Origin of the sequence: Bradyrhizobium sp. (assembly GCF_016213215.1) — a bacterium.
Lineage (GTDB): Bacteria > Pseudomonadota > Alphaproteobacteria > Rhizobiales > Xanthobacteraceae > Bradyrhizobium.
The window spans coordinates 112328-133253 of sequence record NZ_JACRAW010000097.1; the positions used below are offsets into that span (position 1 = coordinate 112328).

25 protein-coding genes are annotated in these 20926 nt (G+C 58.3%); 20 read left to right on the forward strand and 5 right to left on the reverse strand.

Annotated features, from left to right (window positions below; genetic code table 11):
- Positions 1–15: 15 nt before the first annotated feature.
- Positions 16–831, forward strand: a complete 816-nt coding sequence (locus tag HY852_RS16600) for a CpsD/CapB family tyrosine-protein kinase (RefSeq protein WP_291605863.1) — start codon at positions 16–18, stop codon at positions 829–831.
- Here HY852_RS16600 and HY852_RS16605 read toward each other — a convergent pair.
- Together HY852_RS16605 and epsI are read right to left on the reverse strand one after the other, a co-directional pair.
- Entirely contained in the window at positions 791–1534 is a 744-nt protein-coding gene (locus tag HY852_RS16605) for a serine protease (RefSeq protein ID WP_291605864.1), read from the reverse strand. The two genes, HY852_RS16600 and HY852_RS16605, sit on opposite strands and share 41 nt — an antisense overlap.
- A 60-nt stretch (positions 1535–1594) precedes the next feature.
- Entirely contained in the window at positions 1595–2296 is a 702-nt protein-coding gene (gene epsI / locus HY852_RS16610; RefSeq protein WP_291605865.1) for an exosortase-associated protein EpsI, V-type, read from the reverse strand.
- A gap of 250 nt (positions 2297–2546) precedes the next feature.
- Here epsI and HY852_RS16615 point away from each other — a divergent pair, with 250 nt between their 5' ends.
- From HY852_RS16615 to HY852_RS16630, 4 genes are all read left to right on the forward strand, one after another.
- Positions 2547–3419: a hypothetical protein gene (locus HY852_RS16615; protein WP_291605866.1), complete on the forward strand. Its 873-nt coding sequence runs from the start codon at positions 2547–2549 to the stop codon at positions 3417–3419.
- A gap of 59 nt (positions 3420–3478) precedes the next feature.
- Positions 3479–3700 (forward strand): XrtV sorting system accessory protein, encoded by a 222-nt coding sequence (locus HY852_RS16620; RefSeq protein ID WP_291605867.1) that lies wholly within the window; start codon positions 3479–3481, stop codon positions 3698–3700.
- 108 nt (positions 3701–3808) lie between these two features.
- On the forward strand, positions 3809–4687 hold the full coding sequence (gene xrt / locus HY852_RS16625; protein ID WP_291605868.1) for an exosortase: 879 nt from the start codon (positions 3809–3811) through the stop codon (positions 4685–4687).
- A gap of 157 nt (positions 4688–4844) precedes the next feature.
- Entirely contained in the window at positions 4845–5531 is a 687-nt protein-coding gene (locus tag HY852_RS16630; RefSeq protein ID WP_291605869.1) for a metallophosphoesterase, read from the forward strand.
- Between the two features lie 6 nt (positions 5532–5537).
- Here HY852_RS16630 and HY852_RS16635 read toward each other — a convergent pair whose 3' ends face one another.
- The gene (locus tag HY852_RS16635) at positions 5538–6737 is read right to left on the reverse strand and encodes a glycosyltransferase family 4 protein (RefSeq protein ID WP_291605870.1); all 1200 of its coding nucleotides are present in this window, start codon (positions 6735–6737) and stop codon (positions 5538–5540) included.
- Between the two features lie 204 nt (positions 6738–6941).
- Here HY852_RS16635 and HY852_RS16640 point away from each other — a divergent pair, with 204 nt between their 5' ends.
- On the forward strand, positions 6942–8123 hold the full coding sequence (locus tag HY852_RS16640; RefSeq protein ID WP_291605871.1) for a glycosyltransferase family 2 protein: 1182 nt from the start codon (positions 6942–6944) through the stop codon (positions 8121–8123).
- A 713-nt stretch (positions 8124–8836) separates the two neighbouring features.
- On the opposite strand, the gene HY852_RS16645 is transcribed toward HY852_RS16640, so the two are convergent.
- The gene (locus HY852_RS16645; RefSeq protein WP_291605872.1) at positions 8837–9184 is read right to left on the reverse strand and encodes a hypothetical protein; all 348 of its coding nucleotides are present in this window, start codon (positions 9182–9184) and stop codon (positions 8837–8839) included.
- Positions 9185–9251: 67 nt separating this feature from the next.
- On the opposite strand from HY852_RS16645, the gene HY852_RS16650 reads away from it, so the two are divergent.
- The 5 genes from HY852_RS16650 to HY852_RS16670 all read left to right on the forward strand — a co-directional run bounded on the left by HY852_RS16650 (position 9252) and on the right by HY852_RS16670 (position 13468).
- Positions 9252–9914, forward strand: coding sequence for a choice-of-anchor C family protein (locus HY852_RS16650; protein ID WP_291605873.1), 663 nt, complete (start codon positions 9252–9254; stop codon positions 9912–9914).
- A gap of 387 nt (positions 9915–10301) precedes the next feature.
- Positions 10302–10976, forward strand: coding sequence for a DUF642 domain-containing protein (locus HY852_RS16655; protein ID WP_291605874.1), 675 nt, complete (start codon positions 10302–10304; stop codon positions 10974–10976).
- A 452-nt stretch (positions 10977–11428) separates the two neighbouring features.
- Positions 11429–11953: a PEPxxWA-CTERM sorting domain-containing protein gene (locus HY852_RS16660; RefSeq protein WP_291605906.1), complete on the forward strand. Its 525-nt coding sequence runs from the start codon at positions 11429–11431 to the stop codon at positions 11951–11953.
- Between the two features lie 106 nt (positions 11954–12059).
- On the forward strand, positions 12060–12338 hold the full coding sequence (locus HY852_RS16665; RefSeq protein WP_291605875.1) for a hypothetical protein: 279 nt from the start codon (positions 12060–12062) through the stop codon (positions 12336–12338).
- A 155-nt stretch (positions 12339–12493) separates the two neighbouring features.
- Positions 12494–13468, forward strand: coding sequence for a PEP-CTERM sorting domain-containing protein (locus HY852_RS16670; protein ID WP_291605876.1), 975 nt, complete (start codon positions 12494–12496; stop codon positions 13466–13468).
- A gap of 461 nt (positions 13469–13929) precedes the next feature.
- On the opposite strand, the gene HY852_RS16675 is transcribed toward HY852_RS16670, so the two are convergent.
- The gene (locus tag HY852_RS16675; protein WP_291605877.1) at positions 13930–14583 is read right to left on the reverse strand and encodes a GntR family transcriptional regulator; all 654 of its coding nucleotides are present in this window, start codon (positions 14581–14583) and stop codon (positions 13930–13932) included.
- 279 nt (positions 14584–14862) lie between these two features.
- Between HY852_RS16675 and HY852_RS16680 the strand changes: the two genes are divergently transcribed.
- The 9 genes from HY852_RS16680 (at position 14863) to HY852_RS16720 (ending at position 20915) form a co-directional block, all read left to right on the forward strand.
- Positions 14863–16026 (forward strand): Rieske 2Fe-2S domain-containing protein, encoded by a 1164-nt coding sequence (locus HY852_RS16680; RefSeq protein ID WP_291605878.1) that lies wholly within the window; start codon positions 14863–14865, stop codon positions 16024–16026.
- A 37-nt stretch (positions 16027–16063) separates the two neighbouring features.
- Positions 16064–16336: a hypothetical protein gene (locus HY852_RS16685; RefSeq protein ID WP_291605879.1), complete on the forward strand. Its 273-nt coding sequence runs from the start codon at positions 16064–16066 to the stop codon at positions 16334–16336.
- A 1-nt stretch (position 16337) separates the two neighbouring features.
- Positions 16338–17141: a hypothetical protein gene (locus HY852_RS16690; RefSeq protein ID WP_291605880.1), complete on the forward strand. Its 804-nt coding sequence runs from the start codon at positions 16338–16340 to the stop codon at positions 17139–17141.
- Positions 17068–18009 (forward strand): alpha/beta hydrolase, encoded by a 942-nt coding sequence (locus HY852_RS16695; RefSeq protein ID WP_291605881.1) that lies wholly within the window; start codon positions 17068–17070, stop codon positions 18007–18009. The genes HY852_RS16690 and HY852_RS16695 overlap by 74 nt, the downstream gene beginning before the upstream one ends.
- Positions 18009–18383 (forward strand): non-heme iron oxygenase ferredoxin subunit, encoded by a 375-nt coding sequence (locus HY852_RS16700; RefSeq protein ID WP_291605882.1) that lies wholly within the window; start codon positions 18009–18011, stop codon positions 18381–18383. Before HY852_RS16695 ends, HY852_RS16700 begins: the two co-directional genes overlap by 1 nt.
- Positions 18384–18428: 45 nt before the next feature.
- Positions 18429–18749, forward strand: a complete 321-nt coding sequence (locus tag HY852_RS16705; protein ID WP_291605883.1) for an SCP2 sterol-binding domain-containing protein — start codon at positions 18429–18431, stop codon at positions 18747–18749.
- A 5-nt stretch (positions 18750–18754) separates the two neighbouring features.
- Complete coding sequence (locus HY852_RS16710) at positions 18755–19771, forward strand: 2Fe-2S iron-sulfur cluster binding domain-containing protein (RefSeq protein ID WP_291605884.1); 1017 nt, start codon at positions 18755–18757, stop codon at positions 19769–19771.
- Between the two features lie 104 nt (positions 19772–19875).
- Positions 19876–20667 carry a fumarylacetoacetate hydrolase family protein gene (locus HY852_RS16715; protein WP_291605885.1) on the forward strand — a complete coding sequence of 264 codons (792 nt, stop codon included), beginning with the start codon at positions 19876–19878 and terminating at the stop codon, positions 20665–20667.
- Entirely contained in the window at positions 20667–20915 is a 249-nt protein-coding gene (locus HY852_RS16720) for a hypothetical protein (RefSeq protein WP_291605886.1), read from the forward strand. Before HY852_RS16715 ends, HY852_RS16720 begins: the two co-directional genes overlap by 1 nt.
- Positions 20916–20926 lie beyond the last annotated feature (11 nt).

The window sequence follows — 20926 nt, forward strand, 5'->3', positions numbered from 1 at the left end:
TCCAGGAGCTCGAAAGTGGATTCGATCAAACAGGCCATTGAGCTTGCGAGAGGCGCATCGACCGCACCCCGGCAGACTGCGAGCGCAAATTTCCGGACCTCTCTTCCCCAGGGTGGTGCTCCTGAGGCGCCAGTCAGAGACATGCGGCTCGATCCAAACCATCTCGATGCCAACCGAATCGTTGCGCATGGTGCATCGGGCCAATCGGGCCGCTACTACGACATGCTGAGAACCCAGGTTCTGCAGGAGATGGACAAGAACAGTTGGCAGTTCTTGGCGGTGACCTCGCCGACAGCAGGATGCGGAAAAACTGTCACTGCTTGCAACCTGGCGATGAGTATCGCCCGCTTGCCGGAGCGGCCCGTGATGCTGGTGGATCTTGATCTGCGCAAGCCGACCATCGCGAATTATCTCGGACTGGATGGTACTGGCGGCGTGTTGAATGTTCTGGAAGGTCGAACCTCACTCTCATCGGCCGCTCTGCAGGCGAGAGTCGGCCCGAACAGTCTGGTGGTGCTACCTGGATCTGTACCCTCTCCGAATGCTTCGGAGTGGATGGCCTCTCAAGCCATGGCGATGTTGCTCGAGGCGATCAAGCGGGACTTCAGGTCGCGAATTGTGATATTCGATTTGCCGCCAATGCTGCTGGCCGATGACGTCATTTCGATTCTGCCCCGCATGGATGCGATGCTGCTCATCGCAGGCGTTGGAAGCACTTCTGTCGCCGATCTGAAGGAGTGCCAAAAGCACTTGCAGGGGACGCCGGTTGCCAGAGTCGTGGTTAACAAGGTCACCGAGACCACGGACTCTTACTGTTATGGCTATTATTAGATCGGAGCTCGCTATCGCCTGGTAGAAATTCAGCGATCTCGGATGCCGGCACGAAGTATTTGGCTATGTCGTGGACTTCGGTCTTGCCATAACGTGTCCATGGTCGTGATCCGCTGATCTTTCGGCTCATGATGCCGAGCAGGCACCGGTGCTCAGAATCGAAAACTCCTGATCCAGAATTTCCGGTCCGGGCTACGTCTTCGATAGCGGTATTGAAACGACGAGCTCCGATCGGAATCCGTTCAGGCGCAATGACACTCGAACGAACGATTCCTCCCGGTACGACCGTCACGACCTGCTCGCCCGGCCAAGGTGGCTTTCGGCATAGCGACATTCGGCGCAAGCGCAGGCGCATGGGAAGCAGGTTCTCGTCAACCGACAACAGCGTCAGGTCCGTGCCGTCGAAACTTCCTTCCTTGACTGTTTGAGTCGGATACTCGGCGCGGGCGATCACCACTTTCGGGCGTGTCAACCATGCTCGCCCCACAACGTGGGCGGCAGTGATGAAGAGGCCCTTGCCCAGGTAGATCCCATATCCGGGCCACGGTTGTAACGGTGTCCGGTGGACGTTGACCGCATAAGCGAGCAGCGTCTCCTCGGCAAATTGCGCGGATGCGGGTTGTACGACTAGGGACAGGCAAACGCAGGCACAGAGAAGACCGTAGCGCTTCGGAATTTGACTTCGTCGAAAATATCCGAGCATTTGCTTCCGGAGTAAAAGAATTGGCGACCAACTCCGATATTCGGCCGAAGGTCGTTGTTGCTAAGATGCGCCGGTGAAGAACCTAAGTTCATCGGGAGGGATTGCCGCCAGCAGGTCACGAATGAACTGGTCCTGCAGCTTGAATGATTCCTCTCGCGATAGACCGATGGTTGATACTCTGATCAATGCACCATCCGGAATTTTTCCGCGTAGCCCATACTTTAACCGGCTGAGCTGGTGCTCAATGACGCCGTTGGATATGTCCTCGCCAACGCGCATCCAATAGCTGATTGGTTCAAAACGCGCCTCGCGCTCCGCTATTAGCTGCTTGACGTGAATAGGCGGCGAGCCAGCTCTGTAAGTGAGCGCCGCATCAAGCTTGTTTGATATCCGGAAGCCGGCGGCGGTATAGCAGATTTCGGGCCGGTGAGCCTTGAGCCTGTAGTTCTGTACTGGTCCGTATGCGACCATCAGCATGACAACATGGCCTTGCCCGTCGGAATATCCCCGCCCGACCTCCTGACTGTATACCTTGCCTGCAAGCGGATCCGGCTGAACGTAGGCTTCGGGATCAACTGGCCTGATGGGGCTGATCTCGGGGATGACCTTCCAATTTCCAAACTGGCGAGGAATTACGTTCTCCAGGCTTGGAGCAGTGACGGTGCGCGCCATCAGCTCATGAGGGGCAAGGACCTTCGCCAAAATGGCCGTGCCGACGATAGCGGCGGATGCCAAAACAATCTTAATGCGGTTCGATTTCATATATGGAAGTCTACAAGTTAACGGTTACTGAGAAAAGGCAGTCTAGGGAAGTTCAGCCAGCATTTCAGCGTGTAATCGGTGCTTTCGACATTAACATAAATCGAAAAAGCGGATCTCGGACGCTGGGCGGCCGCTCGACCGGGGCCTCGCAACCGGATACTCATAGTTGATTTTCGCTTTCCACCCGGGCAACGGGTCTTTTTAACCAGCAGTTTGTTTGTCGAGCGATGTCTGTAGATGGAGTTCAAGGATGAGGAAGTGGCCCACCCAGCTCGGTCGCTTGGCCGTGATTCTAGGCTGCTGCGCAGCACTGCTCGCCGGCTGTGGGAAGAAGGCCGACCAGCCAGCAGTCTCGCGAGGGCAGGTCATTGCACGCATCGGCAATGAAGTTGTCACCAATCAGGAACTCGAAAATGAGTTCCGCTGGGCAAACGTACCTGCGGAGAAACAGAAGGATCCGGAAATCATCAGGCAGGTAGTGAGTCAGCTCGTTGTCCGCAAGTACCTCCTTCAGCAGGCGCTCGCCAGCAAGCTCGATCGCGAGCCGGGAGTGCTTTTGGATTTGCTACGGTCACGAGAACAGGTCCTCGAAAACGCGGTAGTGATGCGAACGGCAAGATCCAAATCGCCGACCAAGGCAGAGATTGACAGATACATCGCCAACAATCCTGCAAAGTTCGCTGCCAGGAAGCTAATGCAGGTCGAACAGATAGCATTCCCGCTTGGACCATCCACCCAGTCTGTCATTGATGCCAATCGAGATGCCAAGTCGCTCGATGAGATCGACCAGCAACTGACCGCGGCGTCTGTCCCACATGGCCGCCAGAATGGCGTGCTCGCGAGCGGAGATCTGACTCCGGATCTTTTCAGGTCGATCGAAGCAAGGAAAGCGGACGATGTCTTTTTTGTCCGGTCTGGCCCGAACGGCGTTTTCTTCAAGGTCAAGGCTGAAGAGCCTCGTCCGCTCGAAGGAGATGCTGCCGCCAATTTGGCGCTGCAATTGATGCGGGCGGATGCTGTAAAGGCGGAGCTTGGTATCGCGGCTTATTCAGCGAACCTCGAGGCCAAGTTCGAAGGCGAATATGCGCAGATCATGCAACGGGGAGAGGGAAAGAAGGATTAACTCCGCCGCTCCCGCGCTAACGTCTACGAGGCTGCTTGACGATGAAATGGCATCGATAGATGACCACGTTTTTTGATGTTGTAACCGTGACGTGCTTTGTGGGTCTGGTCATCGCGTTCTTTTGGTTCACAGATCGAGAGCGCGGGACCCTGCTGCACTTCTTGTTGGCCGGGATTGTATTTGCAGTGGCTAATCAGGTGGGAAATAGCGGCTTTTTCTACCTGGGGATTATCCTTATCCTGGCCGGGATCACCTACGCGGCACTGTTTGCACGCAGGTAATGGGCTGTTGACCGGTTTAGTGATTACTAGTTTACTGATTATGATATTTCGACGGTAAAAGCAGGGATGGCGTCCACTCACGTGCTTCAGCCGACAAAGCCAGGCTCCTTGGCGGCGCTGCTATGGCCCGCGTTGCTCGCGGGAGCGATCATTGCCGCCTATGTCCCGACTTTTCTCGGGCTCATCGACGGACCCTGGCAAACAGAACAGGAAGGCCACGGTCCGCTCATCATCGTCGCCTCTTTATGGTTGGTCTGGCAATCCCGTGAAAAGCTGAGGTCTGCGAGCGTTTCGAGTGCGCCGGTTGCTGGCTGGACCGCGCTTCTGTTCGGTCTCGTGCTGATGTTCCTGGCGAGGATTCAACAGGGCCTTCTGACCTTCGAGATGGCCTCCATCATTCCGGTCATTGTTGGGTGCATCTTATTGACGGCAGGCTGGCCGACTCTTCGCATCCTGGCTTTTCCAATCGGCTTTATATTTTTTGCCGTTCCGATGCCGGACTGGATCATCGATGCTGCGACGGTGCCGCTGAAGGTCTTCATCTCCGACACGGTCACGCGCGTGCTGTATTCCGCGGGGTTTCCTGTGGCGCAGAACGGCGTCATGATCATGATCGGATCGTACCAACTCCTGGTCAAGGACGCCTGCTCCGGCATGAACTCGATTTTTGCCTTGTCTGCGATCGGAGTTTTCTACGCCTATGCCTTTCGCCGGCAGGAAAAGATCCGCAGCTTGCTTCTTCTGCTGGCAATCGTCCCGATCACGATCTTGGCCAATTTCGTGCGGGTCTTTACTTTGGTTCTGATGGCGTATTACGGCGGCCCCGATCTCCTGGAGGGAGTTGTGCACGATCTCACGGGGATCGGCTTGTTTGTTATCGCAGTTATTCTGCTGTTCTTCTTTGACGCGATGATGGGGCTCTGCAGCAGCCTCATCACGCGGCTGCGGCGGCGGTCCGGTCCCGAAATTAAGGCCCAGGCGACCTGACGGAACTTGTATCGCCCACGAGCCCGCTGTTCAGCAGCTGGGTTGCAGAACGAACGGTTCTTGGAAAACAGCGGCCATGACTCGGAATTTTCACGCGATTCTGGACTGCCCCTTCTCAATCCTGTGGTCAGCACTGGCCGAAGGCCGACGCGCTTAAATGGCTCGAACCTACGCCATTCCAGATATTCACGGGCGGCTTGATCTGCTCGATGCCGCCTTGGAGATGATCAACGTCCACTCGGGAGAAGAACCAGCAACCATCATCGCGCTGGGGGACTATGTCGATCGGGGACCCGATAGTTGCCTGGTTGTCGAACGTCTGATGAATTGGCAGTCCAGCAAGCTCGATCTGATTTGCCTGAAAGGCAATCACGAATGGATGATGGGGGCGGTGTGCAACAATCTGGCGGAGCGCGGTTGGTGGGAAGCTAATGGAGGAGGCGCGACATTGGCCTCCTACGGCGGGCTGGCCGGCAACTGCCTCGGCCAGCAGCTCGTCCCGCAAGCGCACCTGCGATGGTTAGCCGATCTGCCGTTCATGCATGTGGATGAACATCGAGTGTTCGTTCATGCCGCAGTGGATCCCATGGTGCCTCTCGATCAGCAAAATGAACGGACCCTTTTGTGGAAGCGATATCCTGAAGGATCCAGCGTCGGCCACGGCCGGCGCCATGTTGTGCACGGCCATGATGCACACCTGCGCGCGCCGATCGTGACCACGGGAAGAACGAACTTGGATGCCATGGCATGGAAGACCGGCCGGCTTGTCATCGGGGTTTTTGAGGACGAGCGTCCGGGCGGAGCTAGGGAATTTCTTGAAGTCGTAGGCTTAGCGACAGAATAGTCGACGTTAGCAGGTTCGAAATAGCTCGATGAGGCGGGAGGCTTCCTGATCGATGTCGTGGCGCTCGACCGCTCGCGTGCGTGCCCTTGCTCCCATCTCTGCTATCAATTCGTCAGGAGCATCAAGGCAACCCTGCATCGCATTTGCCAATGCGTCGATGTCACCTGCAGGAACAAGCCAGCCGTGCTGTCCAGGCTCCACTAACTCGGGAATTCCCGCGACGTATGTGCTGATAACTGGAGTTCGGAGTGCCATGGCCTCCATGAGGACGACGGGAAGGCCTTCGGCAAAGCTCGGTAGTACCAGCGCGCGAGACGCGAGAATCTCCTGTCGAACCTGATCGGTGCTGATCCATCCTGTGATTCGAACCGTATCTCCGAGCTTGAACTGAGAGATCAAGAGCTCCAGCCCTCGCCGCATTTCGCCGTCGCCGGCCAGTACAAGTTCGAAACGGGTTCCGCGGTCGACCAGGCGCCGCGCAGCATCCACTAACAGCAACTGCCCCTTCTGCTCACACAAGCGACCGACACAGACCAGCCTTCGGCTGACGGAACGGCTGCCCGAGGAGCTTTCATAGAAGGCGCGCTCAATTCCGCAATGGACAACCTTGATCTTCTTCCAATGCTCGCGGCCGGCATAGCGATAGAGCTGACTTCTGCCGAAAGAGCTGATCGCTACAACACCATCGGCGCGTCTCAATTTCTCCGGCAACCCAATTGATCGGGCTTTGTCGAACTCCTCCGGACCATGAACGGTAAAGCTCCAGGGGGGGCCGCCGAGTTCACGAACCAACATCGCTACTTGTGCCGAGTTCGTGCCAAAATGCGCGTGCAGATGATCGACGCCCTCGTCCTCAAGCCACAAGGCGATGCGACAGGCCTCCATCAAATATACAAAGTGGACGGGCAATGGACGCTCGGCATGCCGACCAGTCTTCCAGGTGAGTGCGGCGGCGGAAAGTAAACGCCTTGGATTTCTGAGCAGAACGCGAAAGAAGGCGACTGCCAGGGACATCGCTCCATCGCGCAATACATATCGTGTGCGCGACTGTTCAAGCTGATCCTCTTTGGTCAGCTGCGCTTCTCTCCACCCCCTCAAAGAAATGCGCAGGACCTCAAGCCCTTGTCTTTCGAGCGCGAGGATCTCACGCCGGATGAAGCTGTGGCTCACGGCAGGGTAATGGTTAATTAGATATGCAATTCGCATTTGCAGTACCTGGGATCTGTCGCTCGCTGGGAAATGAGTCCACTGCCTTGTGATATGTGTGCGTTTGAAATAAACACGGGTCTGCAGGGCGTTGCCAGAAATATCGACGTGGCTTCTGTATGATGAATTGCTCAACGTCGGGCAGGGTTAACCGGAACGAATTCGGTTCGGCGCTAGCCCGAAACAGTTGGCGGGGAAATGCCGTTGCTGGTTTTCATAGTTGGATTATTTAGCATTCCAGTCCTCATGTTGCTCGTTGAGGTGGTTGCAGCTCTAAGGCCGGTTAAAGAAAAGCCGGTGGAACTCTCTGCGCCCAAAGCGATCGGGTGTGTGGCGGTGGTCGTACCTGCTCACAACGAGAGCAATGGCATAATCCCGACGCTGCACGATCTCTTTCCGCAATTGGGCGATCGCGACACCCTTCTCGTAATTGCGGATAATTGCACGGACGACACGGCTGTTGTCGCAGCCGCGGCTGGAGCGGAAGTTGTTGTCCGCAACGACCCTGAGAAGATCGGCAAGGGCTATGCGATGGCCAGGGCAATTTCGCACCTGGCGAAAAATGCACCGGATTTCGTCCTGTTCATCGACGCCGATTGCAGGGTGCAGTCGGATTTGGTGGAAAAGTTGAGGATGGTCTGTTCCTCGATTCGCCGTCCGGTGCAGGCTTTGGATTTGATGACGAGCGCTGAAAATTCGGAGGTCAATCAGAAGCTTTCAGAGTTTGCCTGGACAATAAAGAATTTTGCCCGGCCCCTTGGGCTCAGGATCTTGAATCGCTCTGTCCAGCTGATGGGAACAGGCATGATCTTTCCATGGGAACTGATCAGCGCAGTTCCCCTTGCAACCGGGCACGTCGCGGAGGATCTAAAGCTTGGTGTGGAGTTGGCCGCTGCGGGCAAGCCGGCGCACTTTTTTCCCTTCGTAAAGGTAACCAGCCATTTTCCGACGACAGTGAAGGCAAGCGAAACCCAACGACTGCGCTGGATCCAAGGGCATCTTGCCACGATGCTCAGATCAGTCCCACGTTTGGCGACTCTGGCGATCAAGCGGCGAGACTTGGATCTCTTCGTGCTAGCGCTGGATCTGCTTATCCCTCCATTATCGTTGCTGGGAGTTTTGACTGCAGGAATATTCGGTTTGACCATTCTCGCCGCACTAGGTGGAATGGGTATGCTGCCCCTGCTTCTCGCCACGGCAAATCTCGTCTTGTTGAGTGCTGTAATCGTCCTGGCCTGGTGGAAATTCGGACGCGAAATCTTGCCGCTATCGAAAGGACCGAAGGTGGCCAGATCGATGCTCAATAAACTGGAGGTCTATAGCCGTTTGATCGCAGGCCGGACCGCTGGGCAGTGGGTGCGAACCGACCGGTCCAAGATGAAATAGGGGATGAGTAGCGATGCTCAGGGCAAGGTCACGCGAGCGTTATCGAACCCGGCTAGAGGAAAGACTGACCAATCGGTGGGTGCAACGCGTGTAATGATTTGAATTGGCACGCTGCTTGCTCGGAAATCGATCAAGCATAGCAGGGCAGGGGAATTCCATGAAGGCCGATCTCCGCGGGACGGTCACCCGTCGTCAACCAGCTCGAAAATCAAAAAGAGCACAGAAAGCTCCGAACACGGGAAAACCGGCGAATATTGCCCAACGCTACAGGGAAGTCTTGCGCTTGAGACAGCGCCTCTCTGAAGCGGAAGCGTGGCGCGCGGGTCAATGAGCACCATTCGGAAAAGAATGGCGCGGCCGCTCTATCTAGCGGCTGTCGCAATCGCCATGGCGGGGTGGCTCTGGGCGCTTGTCGCGGGCCTCGAGTGGGTGCTCGGGACGTAACGGCTGCCGATTCATAGCGGCTGCTGCAATTATCAAAATTGCTCCACATCGGCGGTGTCGTAGTAGGAAACAACTCACCACCGAAAATGTACATCTCACACGCCGTTCCGCTCGGTCAGGTCAGGCATGAACGAGGTGCGCCAGCCGTACCGCTGGGTGCAAAATATTTTTGATCGCGAGACATTTCAGTGGATGAAGTCGGGCTGACTTACTGCTGAGTTTTAAGGATGCTAAGCACTGGCGCTCGTCCGGATTTGTGCTCGCGAAGACTAGGAATTGAGAATGCCAGATACCTTCACCAGCGCGCTGTTGGCAGCCTTGAACGCATCGACCGAAATCGAAGACGCCGATTGGCAGGTTCCGAGCACCCCGAGCGACAAGCGCGACACCGAAGCGTCCGTTCGCGAGATAGAGGACGAGAACAGGTTTGCCGCTACCATCTGTTTTGGGATGGCGAAGATCCGGCCGACTTGATTCTTTCGATTCACCGCGTGGGCGCCCGAGCAGTGATCAATGAACGAAGGCGAAAGACCTGCCCGCGCAATCATTGGATCGAATTTAATTGTGGCGGCACTGCGAATTAAATCCAATCCTGATGATTGGCGGCGAGTCAGCATTTTCCTGGGGCATTGACACCATAGTCGCTTTTGCTTATTTTTCGCAAATTCTTCTGGGGAGGTTTTAATGAAGCGTTCATTATTGATTGCGCCGGCCTTATTGGCGGTCCTTTGGGCGGGCAGCGCTTCGGCCCTTACCTTGATTCAGAATGGAAGCTTCGAAAGCGGGTTAAACGACGCCGGCCCTGGTGGCTACAAAACCATTCCGGGAAGTGGAGCTGTGATCACCGGCTGGACGGTGGGCGGCAGCGTCGACTGGATCAACGGTTACTGGCAGGCCAGCGATGGCACCCACAGCGTTGATCTGAACGGTGGAAGCATCGGCGACATCCAACAGGCAATTACGACCGTTGTCGGCCAGCAATACCTTCTCACCTTCGACCTTTCCGCCAATCCGGATCATCTGGATTCGCACCCTGACACGCGAGGCGTGTATGTCAGTGCGGGCGGCCCAAGCACCTTGTTCACGTACACGTTCGATGCGCCGCCGAATTCGAAGGCGAACATGAACTGGCAGACTTACTCTTTGATCTTCACGGCGACCGGAACGTCTACTCTGATCGACTTCGCCAGCAACGTCGGCCAGAACTGCTGCTGGGGGGCGGCGCTCGACAACGTAGCCGTTACGGCGGTACCTGAGGCGTCCACTTGGGTGATGATGATCCTCGGCTTTTTCGGATTGGGCTATCTGGCCCACCGGCAGCGGCGCCCAGCGTTGCGGATGGCCTGAGGCGCCAAAAGCGAATTGCAGAAGCCGCCGCGAGGCGGCTTTTTCTGTTTCGAGGGTTACCCAGGCGGACTGCGCTTTGATGGCCCCGCGGCGTGCCCGGCCAGATGGACCGCTGGCATGATTCCAGCGAAGCACTCAAACGTGCTTTCCCTCCATGGCACCAGTGACACTTCTGGCACGTCGGCGACGCGACTGAGCGCCGGCGGACGCGATCTCAATGGCTCTGAGGAGCGCCAAAACCTCGGGTAACTAAACACCACTCAGTGCGTCGTCCTGATTGACACGCTCTTCAGCCCTGAGTAGGTTATTACCAATTGGTTAAGAATTAAATGTTTTGATAAAGGCGCCGCTTTTATTGGGAGCGATAGAATGCATAGCAGGATTAGAGTGTTAAAGACTATTGCCTCGGGATTGCTACTTCTTGCGTTTGGCTCGGGTACCGCAAGCGCAAATCTGCTCCTCGATGGTGGGTTCGATAGCCCGAGCAATCCAGTCCTTCCATTCTACACCAACTTTGGGCCCGTAGTGGGGCCTAGCAACTATGGCGGTGTTGCATTCGACAATGCGTGGCAAATAACTTCCGGTAACGTGGACCTGGTGCAACAGTCGGGGGGCTGGCCGGCATCACCCGCCAGCTCGCCTTACTATCTTGACCTCACCGGTTTCGTGCCTGGTACGATCCAGCAAACATTCGCAACGACTGCCGGCCAGCAATACAGTTTGAGCTTCTGGTACAGCAACAACCCCGGTGGCTCTCCGCATCCAACCTCGGCGTCGGTGCAGGTCGGATCATTATCGACCACCATTTCACATGATGGCTCGACCACCAGTGATCTGCATTGGACGCAGTACTACAGCTTATTCACGGCAGCAGCCGGACCAACGTCGACACTCATTTTTGCGCAGCTCGACAACTGCTGCAATGGCGGCATCCTCTTGGACACCGTGAATGTGTCTGCCGTTCCCGAACCCGCCACCTGGGCGATGATGGTGATGGGCTTCCTCGGGCTCGGCTTCCTGGCTTATCGTCGCAGCGCGGGCGCCGCGTTGCGGATCGTCTGATCAGCCATAACCTCCTCAATCCCAGCGAAGCCGCCGAAAGGCGGCTTCTTTGTTCCGTGGTCCCTTTGCCTGCCGAACCTTGGCGCTGTTCTATCCGTCGGACGGAGATCAGGCCGACGGATGTTGCTCCGCCAGAGGCTGTCAACACCGCCATAGAGAGGCGAGACTTTCGTCATTAAACGCTGGGACTAAATTCCAGCGGCATTCATTTTGGATAATTGATTCGGCCGGACGCTTTTCCCAACTAGTGGTTGAGGTATGAAGTTACGCAATTGCTTCGCTATTGAGATAGTCTCGCAAAAAAGCCCTGTAAATTGCCTGCGAATCGATCAGTTTGAGAAAAATATAGTCGTGATTGCCGGTGCGGCGTCGTTGCGCTGCAATGACGTCATTGCTAATGAATCATTTAAATAGACGATTAGGTTGTTGGCCTTGGAGGCTGGAAGGTGAATATGTTCAGGACGTGCTTGATTGCAATCATGGCCCTCATTGGAGTGACGGTAGGTCAGGCGCAGGCTTCCGTGGTGGTCGATTCCTTCACTGCCCTTCCGCTGATTGTGCCCGGAGGTGGAAGCCCAACTTTCGATCTCAAGTTGACTTTCAGCTACGATCCGCTGCCTGGCTTCGCGAACGAAAAGTTCAATGGAGCCGTCACGTTTAATGACGGCAACGGAAACACACAGCTCTTGCCGTACTCGGTGACCGTGTCCAGCGGCTCCCCCGTGACTTTTGATTTCGTGTACTCTGGGTTCAGCCTGCCGCCGGGGACTTACACGCCGTCCTATAGCTATCTTTTTACGTATACCTATCCGGGAACGCCGAGCGGGTCCGGAAACACCGGCATTGTGAGCGGTGAAGGTGCAGTGGTTACGGCTATTCCTGAGCCGGCTACCTGGGCGATGATGATCGTTGGTTTCCTCGGTGTCGGCTTTTTGGCTTACCGTCGCAGCTCACGCTCGGCGCTCCGCATTGCCTGACCAGATCAGCCACGCTTGACCGAAGGCCGCCGCAAGGCGGCTTTTCTTTTGGCCTGAGATGGGTAACCTCGGCCAGAGCGTGCCATCCCGGGTCGCTGCAATGCGCATGATCAGTGTTGTCGGCCTGGCCGTTTTGACCACCATGGCGAGCTCCGCCCAGGAGGGCGGTCGAATCAAACGAGCTCCGCCGACACCTGCCGAGAAAGATCGGATCGCCTCCGAAATGGCGTTGAACGACAGCCTTCTGCAAAGGGGTGATATCATCGCGACGGACCGCGGCTTCGTCATTTTCCGTGGGCTGGCGCCCGATGGCATGACGGCCGATGTTGCGCCGATCCCTAATCCGTTGAGAAAAGGCAGCATGGAGCAAAAAAGTCGCCGCTGAGCCAATTCTCGCCAGTGCGCAGAGCCGGTGCCGATTAATAATAAGGACGAGGCAAAGGTGTTGTAGTAAAGGTACAAATTGACGCGCAATTTAAAAGTGCTAAACAGTTGCCAGGGCGCTTCCTTGATCTTTCCCGGGGAGCTGGAGTTCTGAAAATGCCGTTTCGTTCAGGTTTATTGCTCGCCTTTTTGATAGCCGCGCTTGGTTCAACAGGAGCATCCGCGGGATTGGTGAATGTTGCCAGCTACGACATGAACAACGGCAACGGCACCACGCAATTCACGTTTGGCTACGATTATTTCGATTTCTCGTACACGAAGAATGGCCAGGCCACGCCGGATTTCTACGCAAACAAGAACGGCTCGAACCAAACAATCCCGAACAATGCCGCGCCCAAGGACGCCCCCCTGACCGGCGGCACGGGAAAACTGACGGACGGCCTGATTGCGACGCAGGTCTACTCGCTTGTCAGTGGCGCCAACGGCGCCATATCGAGCGGTGCGTTTGCCGGGCAGCCCACCCAATATGTCGGCTGGAAGTATCAAGATCCGACCATCGCTTTCCATTTGGCCGGCGGTCAGTTCGTCAACTCGATCGCGCTGTATGTGGCTGCTTTCAACCCCGCCGCCCCCGGTGAGACAAACGGTCTGGTCGCAGCGCCCAACGAGGTCCTGCTTGACGTCAATGGCCAGCCTGTGTCGGCCAGCCTGACGGTGACCTCTCTCAACGCCTTCACCCAGATGCTCACGTTGAGTGGATTCGGCTCGCTCTCTTCGGACTCTCTGTTCAGCCTTACGCTAAAGCGCGGTCCGCTCCAGCAGGATGGGATCGACTACTACAACAATCACGTGAAGGGTTTTGATCCAGCCAATCCCAACGACTCCTCGAAATGTGTTGGCTTCTGTGACCCTGATACGGGTCCATTCGCCAGCGGTTTTCGAGTTGAAGCGGCTGGCGGTCAGACGGGAGACCTCGATCCCAGTTTGGGCCTTGAACCTTGGATCATGGTGAGCGAGGTTCAGTTCACGGCTGCCGTGCCTGAGCCTTCGACTTGGATCATGATGATCGCGGGCTTTCTTGGGCTGGGCTTTCTCGCTCGCCGGCGGAGATTTGCGTTGCTTTCAGCCTGAGCTCACCCACGGCCTGATTGCGACACCCTTGCCCGCCGAGCGAGCCGAAGCTCATCCAAGCACCCGAGAAGCCCGCCTGTGCGCGGGCTGCGCAGCAACCGTCAGGTGTGCGTAGGGTGTTGGGCACTTCGATCCGCAAGCCCGGCACCGCTATTGAGGTCATGGCTTCCGCCGTCTTCGTGTCGGTAACAGGAATTCGAACACGGGACGGTCAACACCCTGCAAACGTCCTTGGGGCGCGCCTCCTTTTAGTGATCGGCATCATCAGCGCGGTCCGGACGGCCGAGTTTCACTCTTCGTCAGGGGAATTCAACTTTCGCGCAAGCGCATACGCAACGAGAGCCGTTCGTAAGAAGAGAACGCCGCGCATTTTGACGAGATGAAATGTGCATGACCGCCACCGCAAGCTCCGCGGACCGACTCGTCCGGCCACCGATCGTTGGAGTCTTGTGCCCAGGGGCTCAGTCCGGGCGAAACAGAGAGTCCGGAATGTTCTCTGCAAGGGTCGCGGTCCAGCGTACGTGGGCGCGCATTGCGTCTTCGGCGGCGGGGCCGTCGCCGGCGAGAACGGCATTGAGGATGAGCCGGTGATCGCTGACGGATTTCCGGTAAAGCGAAGCATCATACACACGGAAGAACGCCCTCTGGAACACCGGCATCAGAAGCTGGTCGAGAACGCGGCCAAGGTGCGTGTTGTCGGCCAGTTCCAGAATGAGGTCGTGAAACTGGCGATTTTCCCACAGATGCTCTTCAGGCTTCGGTGTCAGTTTGCGTGAGACGAGCAGGGGCCTTCCGACGGCCTCCGCCCGCTGGCGCAGTCCGGGTCGTATGATGTTGGTGGCCGAGCGGCGCGCGGCCAAACCCTCGAGAGCTTCGCGGACTTCGAACAGATCGCGCATTTCCTTGCGTGAGGGGCGTGCCACCATCGCACCGCGGAAGTCCTCGATTTGCACCAAGCCGTCGGCAGCCAGTCGGCGCAGGGCGGCACGCAAGGTGTTGCGACTAACGCCGATTTCACGGGTGAGTTCGGTCTCGATCAGGCGCTGGCCCGGTGCATAGCGGCCTTCCAGAATGCCAAGATTGATTGCTTGCACGGCTTGATCGACCTGGGTCATCGGCCGGCCGTCTTCGTTACCTGCCGACCGCACCTCGCGTCGGACCGCGGTCTCGTTGGCGGCCCTGGAGTTGCTGACCCTTAAGTTCGTGCCGCTCATTGAGACACCTTCCAAACTCCTCGACCCTGGCTGGACCCGACTTGCGAGAACGCTGTCGGTTAGCACTCGTAAAAAAGTGTTGACTCAGAGCGCACGATTGTTGAACAATCCAGATCAACAATAACACGGTAGTGCAGCCGGACTCGGAAAGCAAGAACCGGCGACCAGGGAGGGTTCGGCATGGCGACAGGATTGGTGAACGAGGAGGTTCTCAAGCGGGTGAAGGGGTGGGCGCCGTACGTCGACGCCAAACTGGGCTTCCGCAACCACTGGTATCCGGTGGCTTTTGGCAGTGATATTCCCGAAGGCGAGCCGCTGCAGGCGAAGCTCTGCGGCGAGCCTCTATTGATCAACCGCGTCGACGGTGTCCTCTACTGCATCAAGGATCGCTGCCTGCATCGCGGCGTGCCGCTTTCGACCAAGCTCGACTGCAAGACCAAGAACACAATTACCTGCTGGTATCACGCCTGGACCTATCGCTGGGACGACGGCTCGCTCTGCGACATCATTACCAATCCGTCGAGCGCCTTGATCGGGAGGCAGCGGCTGAAGACCTATCCTGTGCAGGAAGCAAAAGGCTGCGTGTTCGTCTTCCTGGGCGATGGCGATCCTCCGCCGCTCGCGCACGACACGCCACCCGGCTTTCTCGACGATGACATGGTGATCCGCGGCAAGAACCGCATCATCAATTCGAACTGGCGGCTTGGCGTCGAGAACGGCTTCGATCCAACCCACATCTACATCCATAAGGATTCCATTCTGGTCGAAGGCAATGATCTTGCGCTGCCGCTCGGATTCGCCCCCGCAGGACGTCCGGAGGACAGCTACCGCATCATCGACACCGATGCCGAAGGCGGGCGGCGTGGCGTTTACGACTTGCTCGGCGAAGCCTCCGTGCCGGTCTTTGAAGGTTATGTGGAAGGCCAGATGGTTCGCGAGGGCCATTTCGGCGAGACGCGCGTCGCGAACGACATCTCGATCTGGCTGCCTGGCGTGCTCAAGGTCAATCCCTGGCCCAATCCGGGACTCAACCAGTTCGAATGGTATGTGCCGCGCGAGGAGAACTCGCACTACTATTTCCAGACGATCGGAAAGCGTTGCGCCAATGACGAAGAAACGGCGGGGTTCAATCGCGACTTCGACGCCAAGTGGCTGCCGATGGCGCTCGAAGGTTTCAATGATGACGACGTCTGGGCGCGCGAAGCCATGGTCGATTTCTATGCCGACGATTGGGGCTGGGTGAAGGAAATGCTGTTTGAGCCCGACATGGCCATCGTGGCCTGGCGCAAGCTCGCAAGCCAGCATAACCGCGGCCTGCAGACTCTCGCTCACGTCAAGGCGTGACAGCCGACTGCTCCCTCTCTGTTTTGCGAGGCCGCCAATGGCGCGTTATCAGGTTCACAAGATGATTCAGGACTTATCCCATCAGCTTGGCCTGATGGAACGCTTCCAGGCGGACCGCCAACAGGTTTTCGCCGAATACGAGCTTACCGAAACCGAGAGGGCGGCGCTCACCGAGGCATCGCCGCCCGCGCTCGCTTCGATCGGCGTGCATCCCATCTTGCAAATGCACTATCTGCTGTTTTCCAATCCCGACATGGCAAGCCATGTGTCAATGCGCGATTATCTCGCAACGCTGGCAAAGGAGCACTGACATGGCCAGGCTTGTTGGAAGTTTCGCCGTTTCGCACATTGTCATGTCGCCGCAGGGCTGCGAGGCTGATGCCGGCGCGGTTGTTTCGGGGATGCGTGAGATCGGGCGCCGCCTCAAGTCGCTCGCCGCCGATGTGGTGGTCGTTATCAGCAGCGATCACATGTTCAACATCAATCTGGCGCTGCAGCCGCCGTTTACGGTCGGCGTCGCCGAATCCTATGTACCCTTCGGCGACATGGACATTCCTCGTGATCCGTTGAAGGGGCACCCGGCGCTGGCGCGAGCCATCGTCGCACAGGGGGCGGAAGATGGCTTCGATCTCGCACGGGCGGAAGAATATCGGCCCGATCACGGCGTCATGATCCCTCTGATTTTCGCCGATGCACGGGCGATACCGGTCGTGCCGGTGCTCGTCAACATCAACACTGATCCCATTCCCTCGGCGGCGCGTTGTCTTGCGCTCGCGCGCAGCATCAGGCGCGCCATCCTTGCCCTGCCGGGCGGCGAGCGGGTGGTCGTGCTCGGCACCGGTGGATTGTCGCACTGGCTGTGCGTGCCGCGCCACGGCGAGATCAGCGAGGCGTTCGACCGCAAGGTCATCGCATCCCTTGTGGCAGGGCGCGGCGCCGATCTCGCCGCCCTCGGCAACGCCAGCATTATCGAGGAGGGCGGCAATGGCGGAATCGAAATACTCGCTTGGCTGATGGCGGCGGAGATCGCCGGCTCCCCGAGTGGCGAAGAGATTTTTTACCGACCCATGCCGTCCTGGTTTACCGGGATGGGAGGAGTGGCCTTTCATGTCTGAAGTTCTTTCTTCAAATGCTGAGTCGGCTTTCGCCGCTCTCCCGCCCGGAATCGTGGAGCGTTTCATTGACGCGGAGGGAGTGCGAACGCGTTATCTCGAAAGCGGCAACGGGTCACCACTCATCCTGATCCACGGTGGCGGTGCCGGGGCCGATAGCTATGGCAATTGGCGCCGCGTCATTCCGCTTCTTGCCGGTGATCACCGCGTGATTGCGGTCGACATGATCGGCTTCGGCCGCACCGCCAAGCCGGAGGGCTCCTACAGCCAGGATCGCCGTATCGATCATCTGACGGCTTTCATCGAAGCCCTGGAACTCGACGGCCCCGCCGCGCTGGTCGGCAATTCCATGGGCGGCGCGACGGCGCTTGGGGTGAGCGTGCGCCGCCCTGATCTGGTCCGTGCGCTCGTCCTGATGGGTAGCGCGGGTCTGAACGTAGAGATCAGCAAGGAATTGCTGCCGATTCTAAATTACGACTTCACCCGCGAGGGCATGATCCGTCTCATCCGGGCGCTGACGAATGATCGTTTCGAGATCGACGAGGATCTCGTCTCCTACCGGTTCGCTCTTGCCGGAGAGGCCGATGCGCGGCGCGCCTATGCGGCGACGATGGGATGGATCAAGGAGCAGGGCGGCCTGTTCTATGAAGAGGATTTCATCCGAAAGGTCGACGTGCCGACCCTCGTTATCAACGGCAAGCAGGATAAGGTGGTGCCCCTTGCGAGCGCCTTCCGCTTCTTACAGCTGATCGAGAATAGCTGGGGGTATATCATCCCGCATTGCGGGCATTGGGCGATGATCGAACATCCGGAGAGCTTTGCGGAGGCCACCTTGTCATTCATCGATCAAAGGGCAGGTGGTCCTCGCTGATGCAGCGGCAAAGGAGCGTAGCAAGCGTGACACCCGAGAATGGCCTTATCGCTGTCGGACGGATTGAAGACTTCCCTCTTGGGTCGGTGCGCCGAATCGACCGCCGCGGCGCGCCACCCTTGGCCCTTTTTCACATCGACGCCGGTGTTTTTGCGACCGAAGACACCTGCACGCATGGCATTGCCTCCCTTTCCGAAGGAAGTCTCGATGGCGAGGTGATCGAATGTCCATTCCACGGCGGCGCGTTCAACGTGCGCACGGGGTGCGCCGAAGCCGAGCCTTGTGCGGTGCCGCTGCGGACCTTCGAGGTCATTCTTCGCGACGGCACCATCTACGTTGGGGCCGCCCGCCCGGCAGTGCAGGGCGGCGCTTGACAGGCGCCAACTTGGCGGCAGCCCATTCGTCTGAGGAGGAGATCCATGGCTGAACTTGCGCAAATAACTGACCGGGTCACCGCGTCTGTCGGCGCCGAGAGCGGGCTCGATGCAGTGATTAAGTTCGTGTTTCCGGAGACCGGCATTCTCCTGATCGATGGGCGCACAATTCCGAATCGCGTCACCAACGAAGATGGCGCCAGCGATATCACCATCACGCTCAAGCTCGACAATTTCGAAAAGATCCTCGACCAGAAGCTCAATCCCAAGATCGCGTTGATGACCGGCCGCATGCGGCTGCGCGGCGACATCCGGATCGCCATGCGTCTCGACAAGGTCTTCGGCCTGCCCCCGAGCATGGCCTAGTCCGCATGTCGTCTGCGCAAATCATCATTCCGCGTGGCCATGGCGCGCCTCCCGCCCTTGTGACGTGCGGCGAGGATCGAACCATCCTCGCGGCGGCGCTGCAGGAGGGCATCGGTTTCCCTTACGAATGTGCTTCGGGCGGCTGCGGCGCGTGCCGCTACGAGTTGCTTGCCGGCAGTGTCGAAACGCTGTGGGACGCGGCGCCAGGCCTCTCGGCGCGCGACCGCAAGAAGGGCAACAGGCATCTTGCCTGCCAGACACGCCCTCTCGGCGACATCACAATTGCGGTGGCGCTCGCGGGGCGATATGCGCCGCCGGTGCCGGTCCAAACGCTGATCGGTTCGGTCGAGGTGATCAAGTCCTTCACCCATGACATGGTCGAACTTCATCTGAGGACTACCACGCCGGCCCGCTTCGTACCGGGCCAGTTCATGCTGCTGGGCGATGCGCCGCCGCAAGGCATCCGCCGGGCCTATTCGATGGCCGGCCTGCCGGATGAAGGCGGCTTGTGGCGATTTTATCTAAAAAGGGTGCCGGGCGGGCGTTTCACCAGCGAGGTGATGGGCCATCTGGCTGAAGGGGCCTCTCTCGCGATGGAAGGCCCTTTCGGCCTTGCAACTTATCGTCCGCAATTGTCCCCCGTTCTCTGCATCGCAGGCGGCTCCGGTCTCGCGCCGATGGTCTCCGTCGCCCGCGCCGCGCTGGCTGATCCCGACGCCGGCAACATCCACCTGTTCTACGGCGCCCGCACCGCGAACGACATAGTAGAACCGGCACGCCTCGGCTTGCCTGCTCCGGGCGGGCGTTTCTCCTTTACTATGGCGCTCTCGGCAGAGTCTGGCGCCGAATGGAACGGCCCACGCGGGCTGATCCATGAGGTGGTCGATGCCGCGATCGGCGAGCGGGTTGCCGAACACGAGATATTTGTCGCGGGTCCGCCGCTGATGGTCGAAGCGGTCGTTCGCATGCTGCTCGGGTACGGCGTCGAGCGAGAGCGCATACATTTCGACGCCTTTTACTGATCAGCGCAAATGTCTTGAAATTAGAACGTCTTGAAAAATTGCGCGATGGAATGCGGATCAACGCGTTGGCCCAAGTCAGCTTGGCGATGACAAGGAATTTTCAAATGAACGAGGCCATCACGCAAATTGCGGCCAAGCTGATCCAGGCACAAGAGCTGCGGCAGCCCTGCGCACCGGTGCGCGAGCTTCTGCCTGGCGGCACAGTGGAAGACGCCTATGCGGTTCAGGAAATCAACACGGTACGCGCCGTCTCGGCCGGCCGCCGGCTCGTCGGCCGCAAGATCGGCCTCACATCGCTCGCGGTGCAAAGGCAGCTCGGCGTCGGTCAGCCCGATTACGGCATGCTGTTCGACGACATGGCTGTGCTCGACGGTTGGGAGGTGCCGCGCGAGCGATTGATCGAGCCCAAGGTCGAAGCCGAAATCGCCTTCGTACTCGGCCGCGATCTGACGGAAGAGCGGATCACCGTGGCCGATGCCTTGCGCGCCGTTGAATTCGCACTACCGGCGATCGAAATCGTCGATTCTCGTATCGCCGATTGGAAGATCGGCATTTTCGATACCATTGCGGACAACGCCTCCTCAGGTCTTTATGTTCTCGGCGCGAGCCCGAAAAAACTCGATGGACTCGATTTGCGCTGCTGCGGCATGGCGATGGAACGCGCCGGCGAGCTCGTCTCGGTAGGCGCGGGCGCAGCCTGCCTCGGGGATCCGCTCTCCGCCGTTTTGTGGCTGGCGCGAACGATGGCGCGTGCCGGGCGGCCGCTGCAGGCGGGTGACACGATCCTGTCCGGCGCGCTCGGTCCCATGGTCGGCGTAAAGGGCGGTGAGGTCTTTGAAGCACGGATTTCGGGTATCGGTTCGGTGCGTGCCGCCTTTTCAAAGGAGCTGCACTAATGGGGAACCTCGCCTGCGCGACCATGGGAGCCGGCAATCTGGGCTCCGCCCTCGTGATCATCGCCGCGCTCAGGGACCGTGGCGTACCCATGGGCCGCGTCGAGCTTCACGCTCGCACGGCGCTCGATTGTGCCTATATGATGAAGACCGGAAGCTTTACGCCCTCTGGGCCTGCGAACGAATTGCCCGGTAACCGGCGCGGGGCCGAAAGCCATCTCGGCTCGCGCGCCATGTGCGACCGAAGCTAGAGGAGACAGCG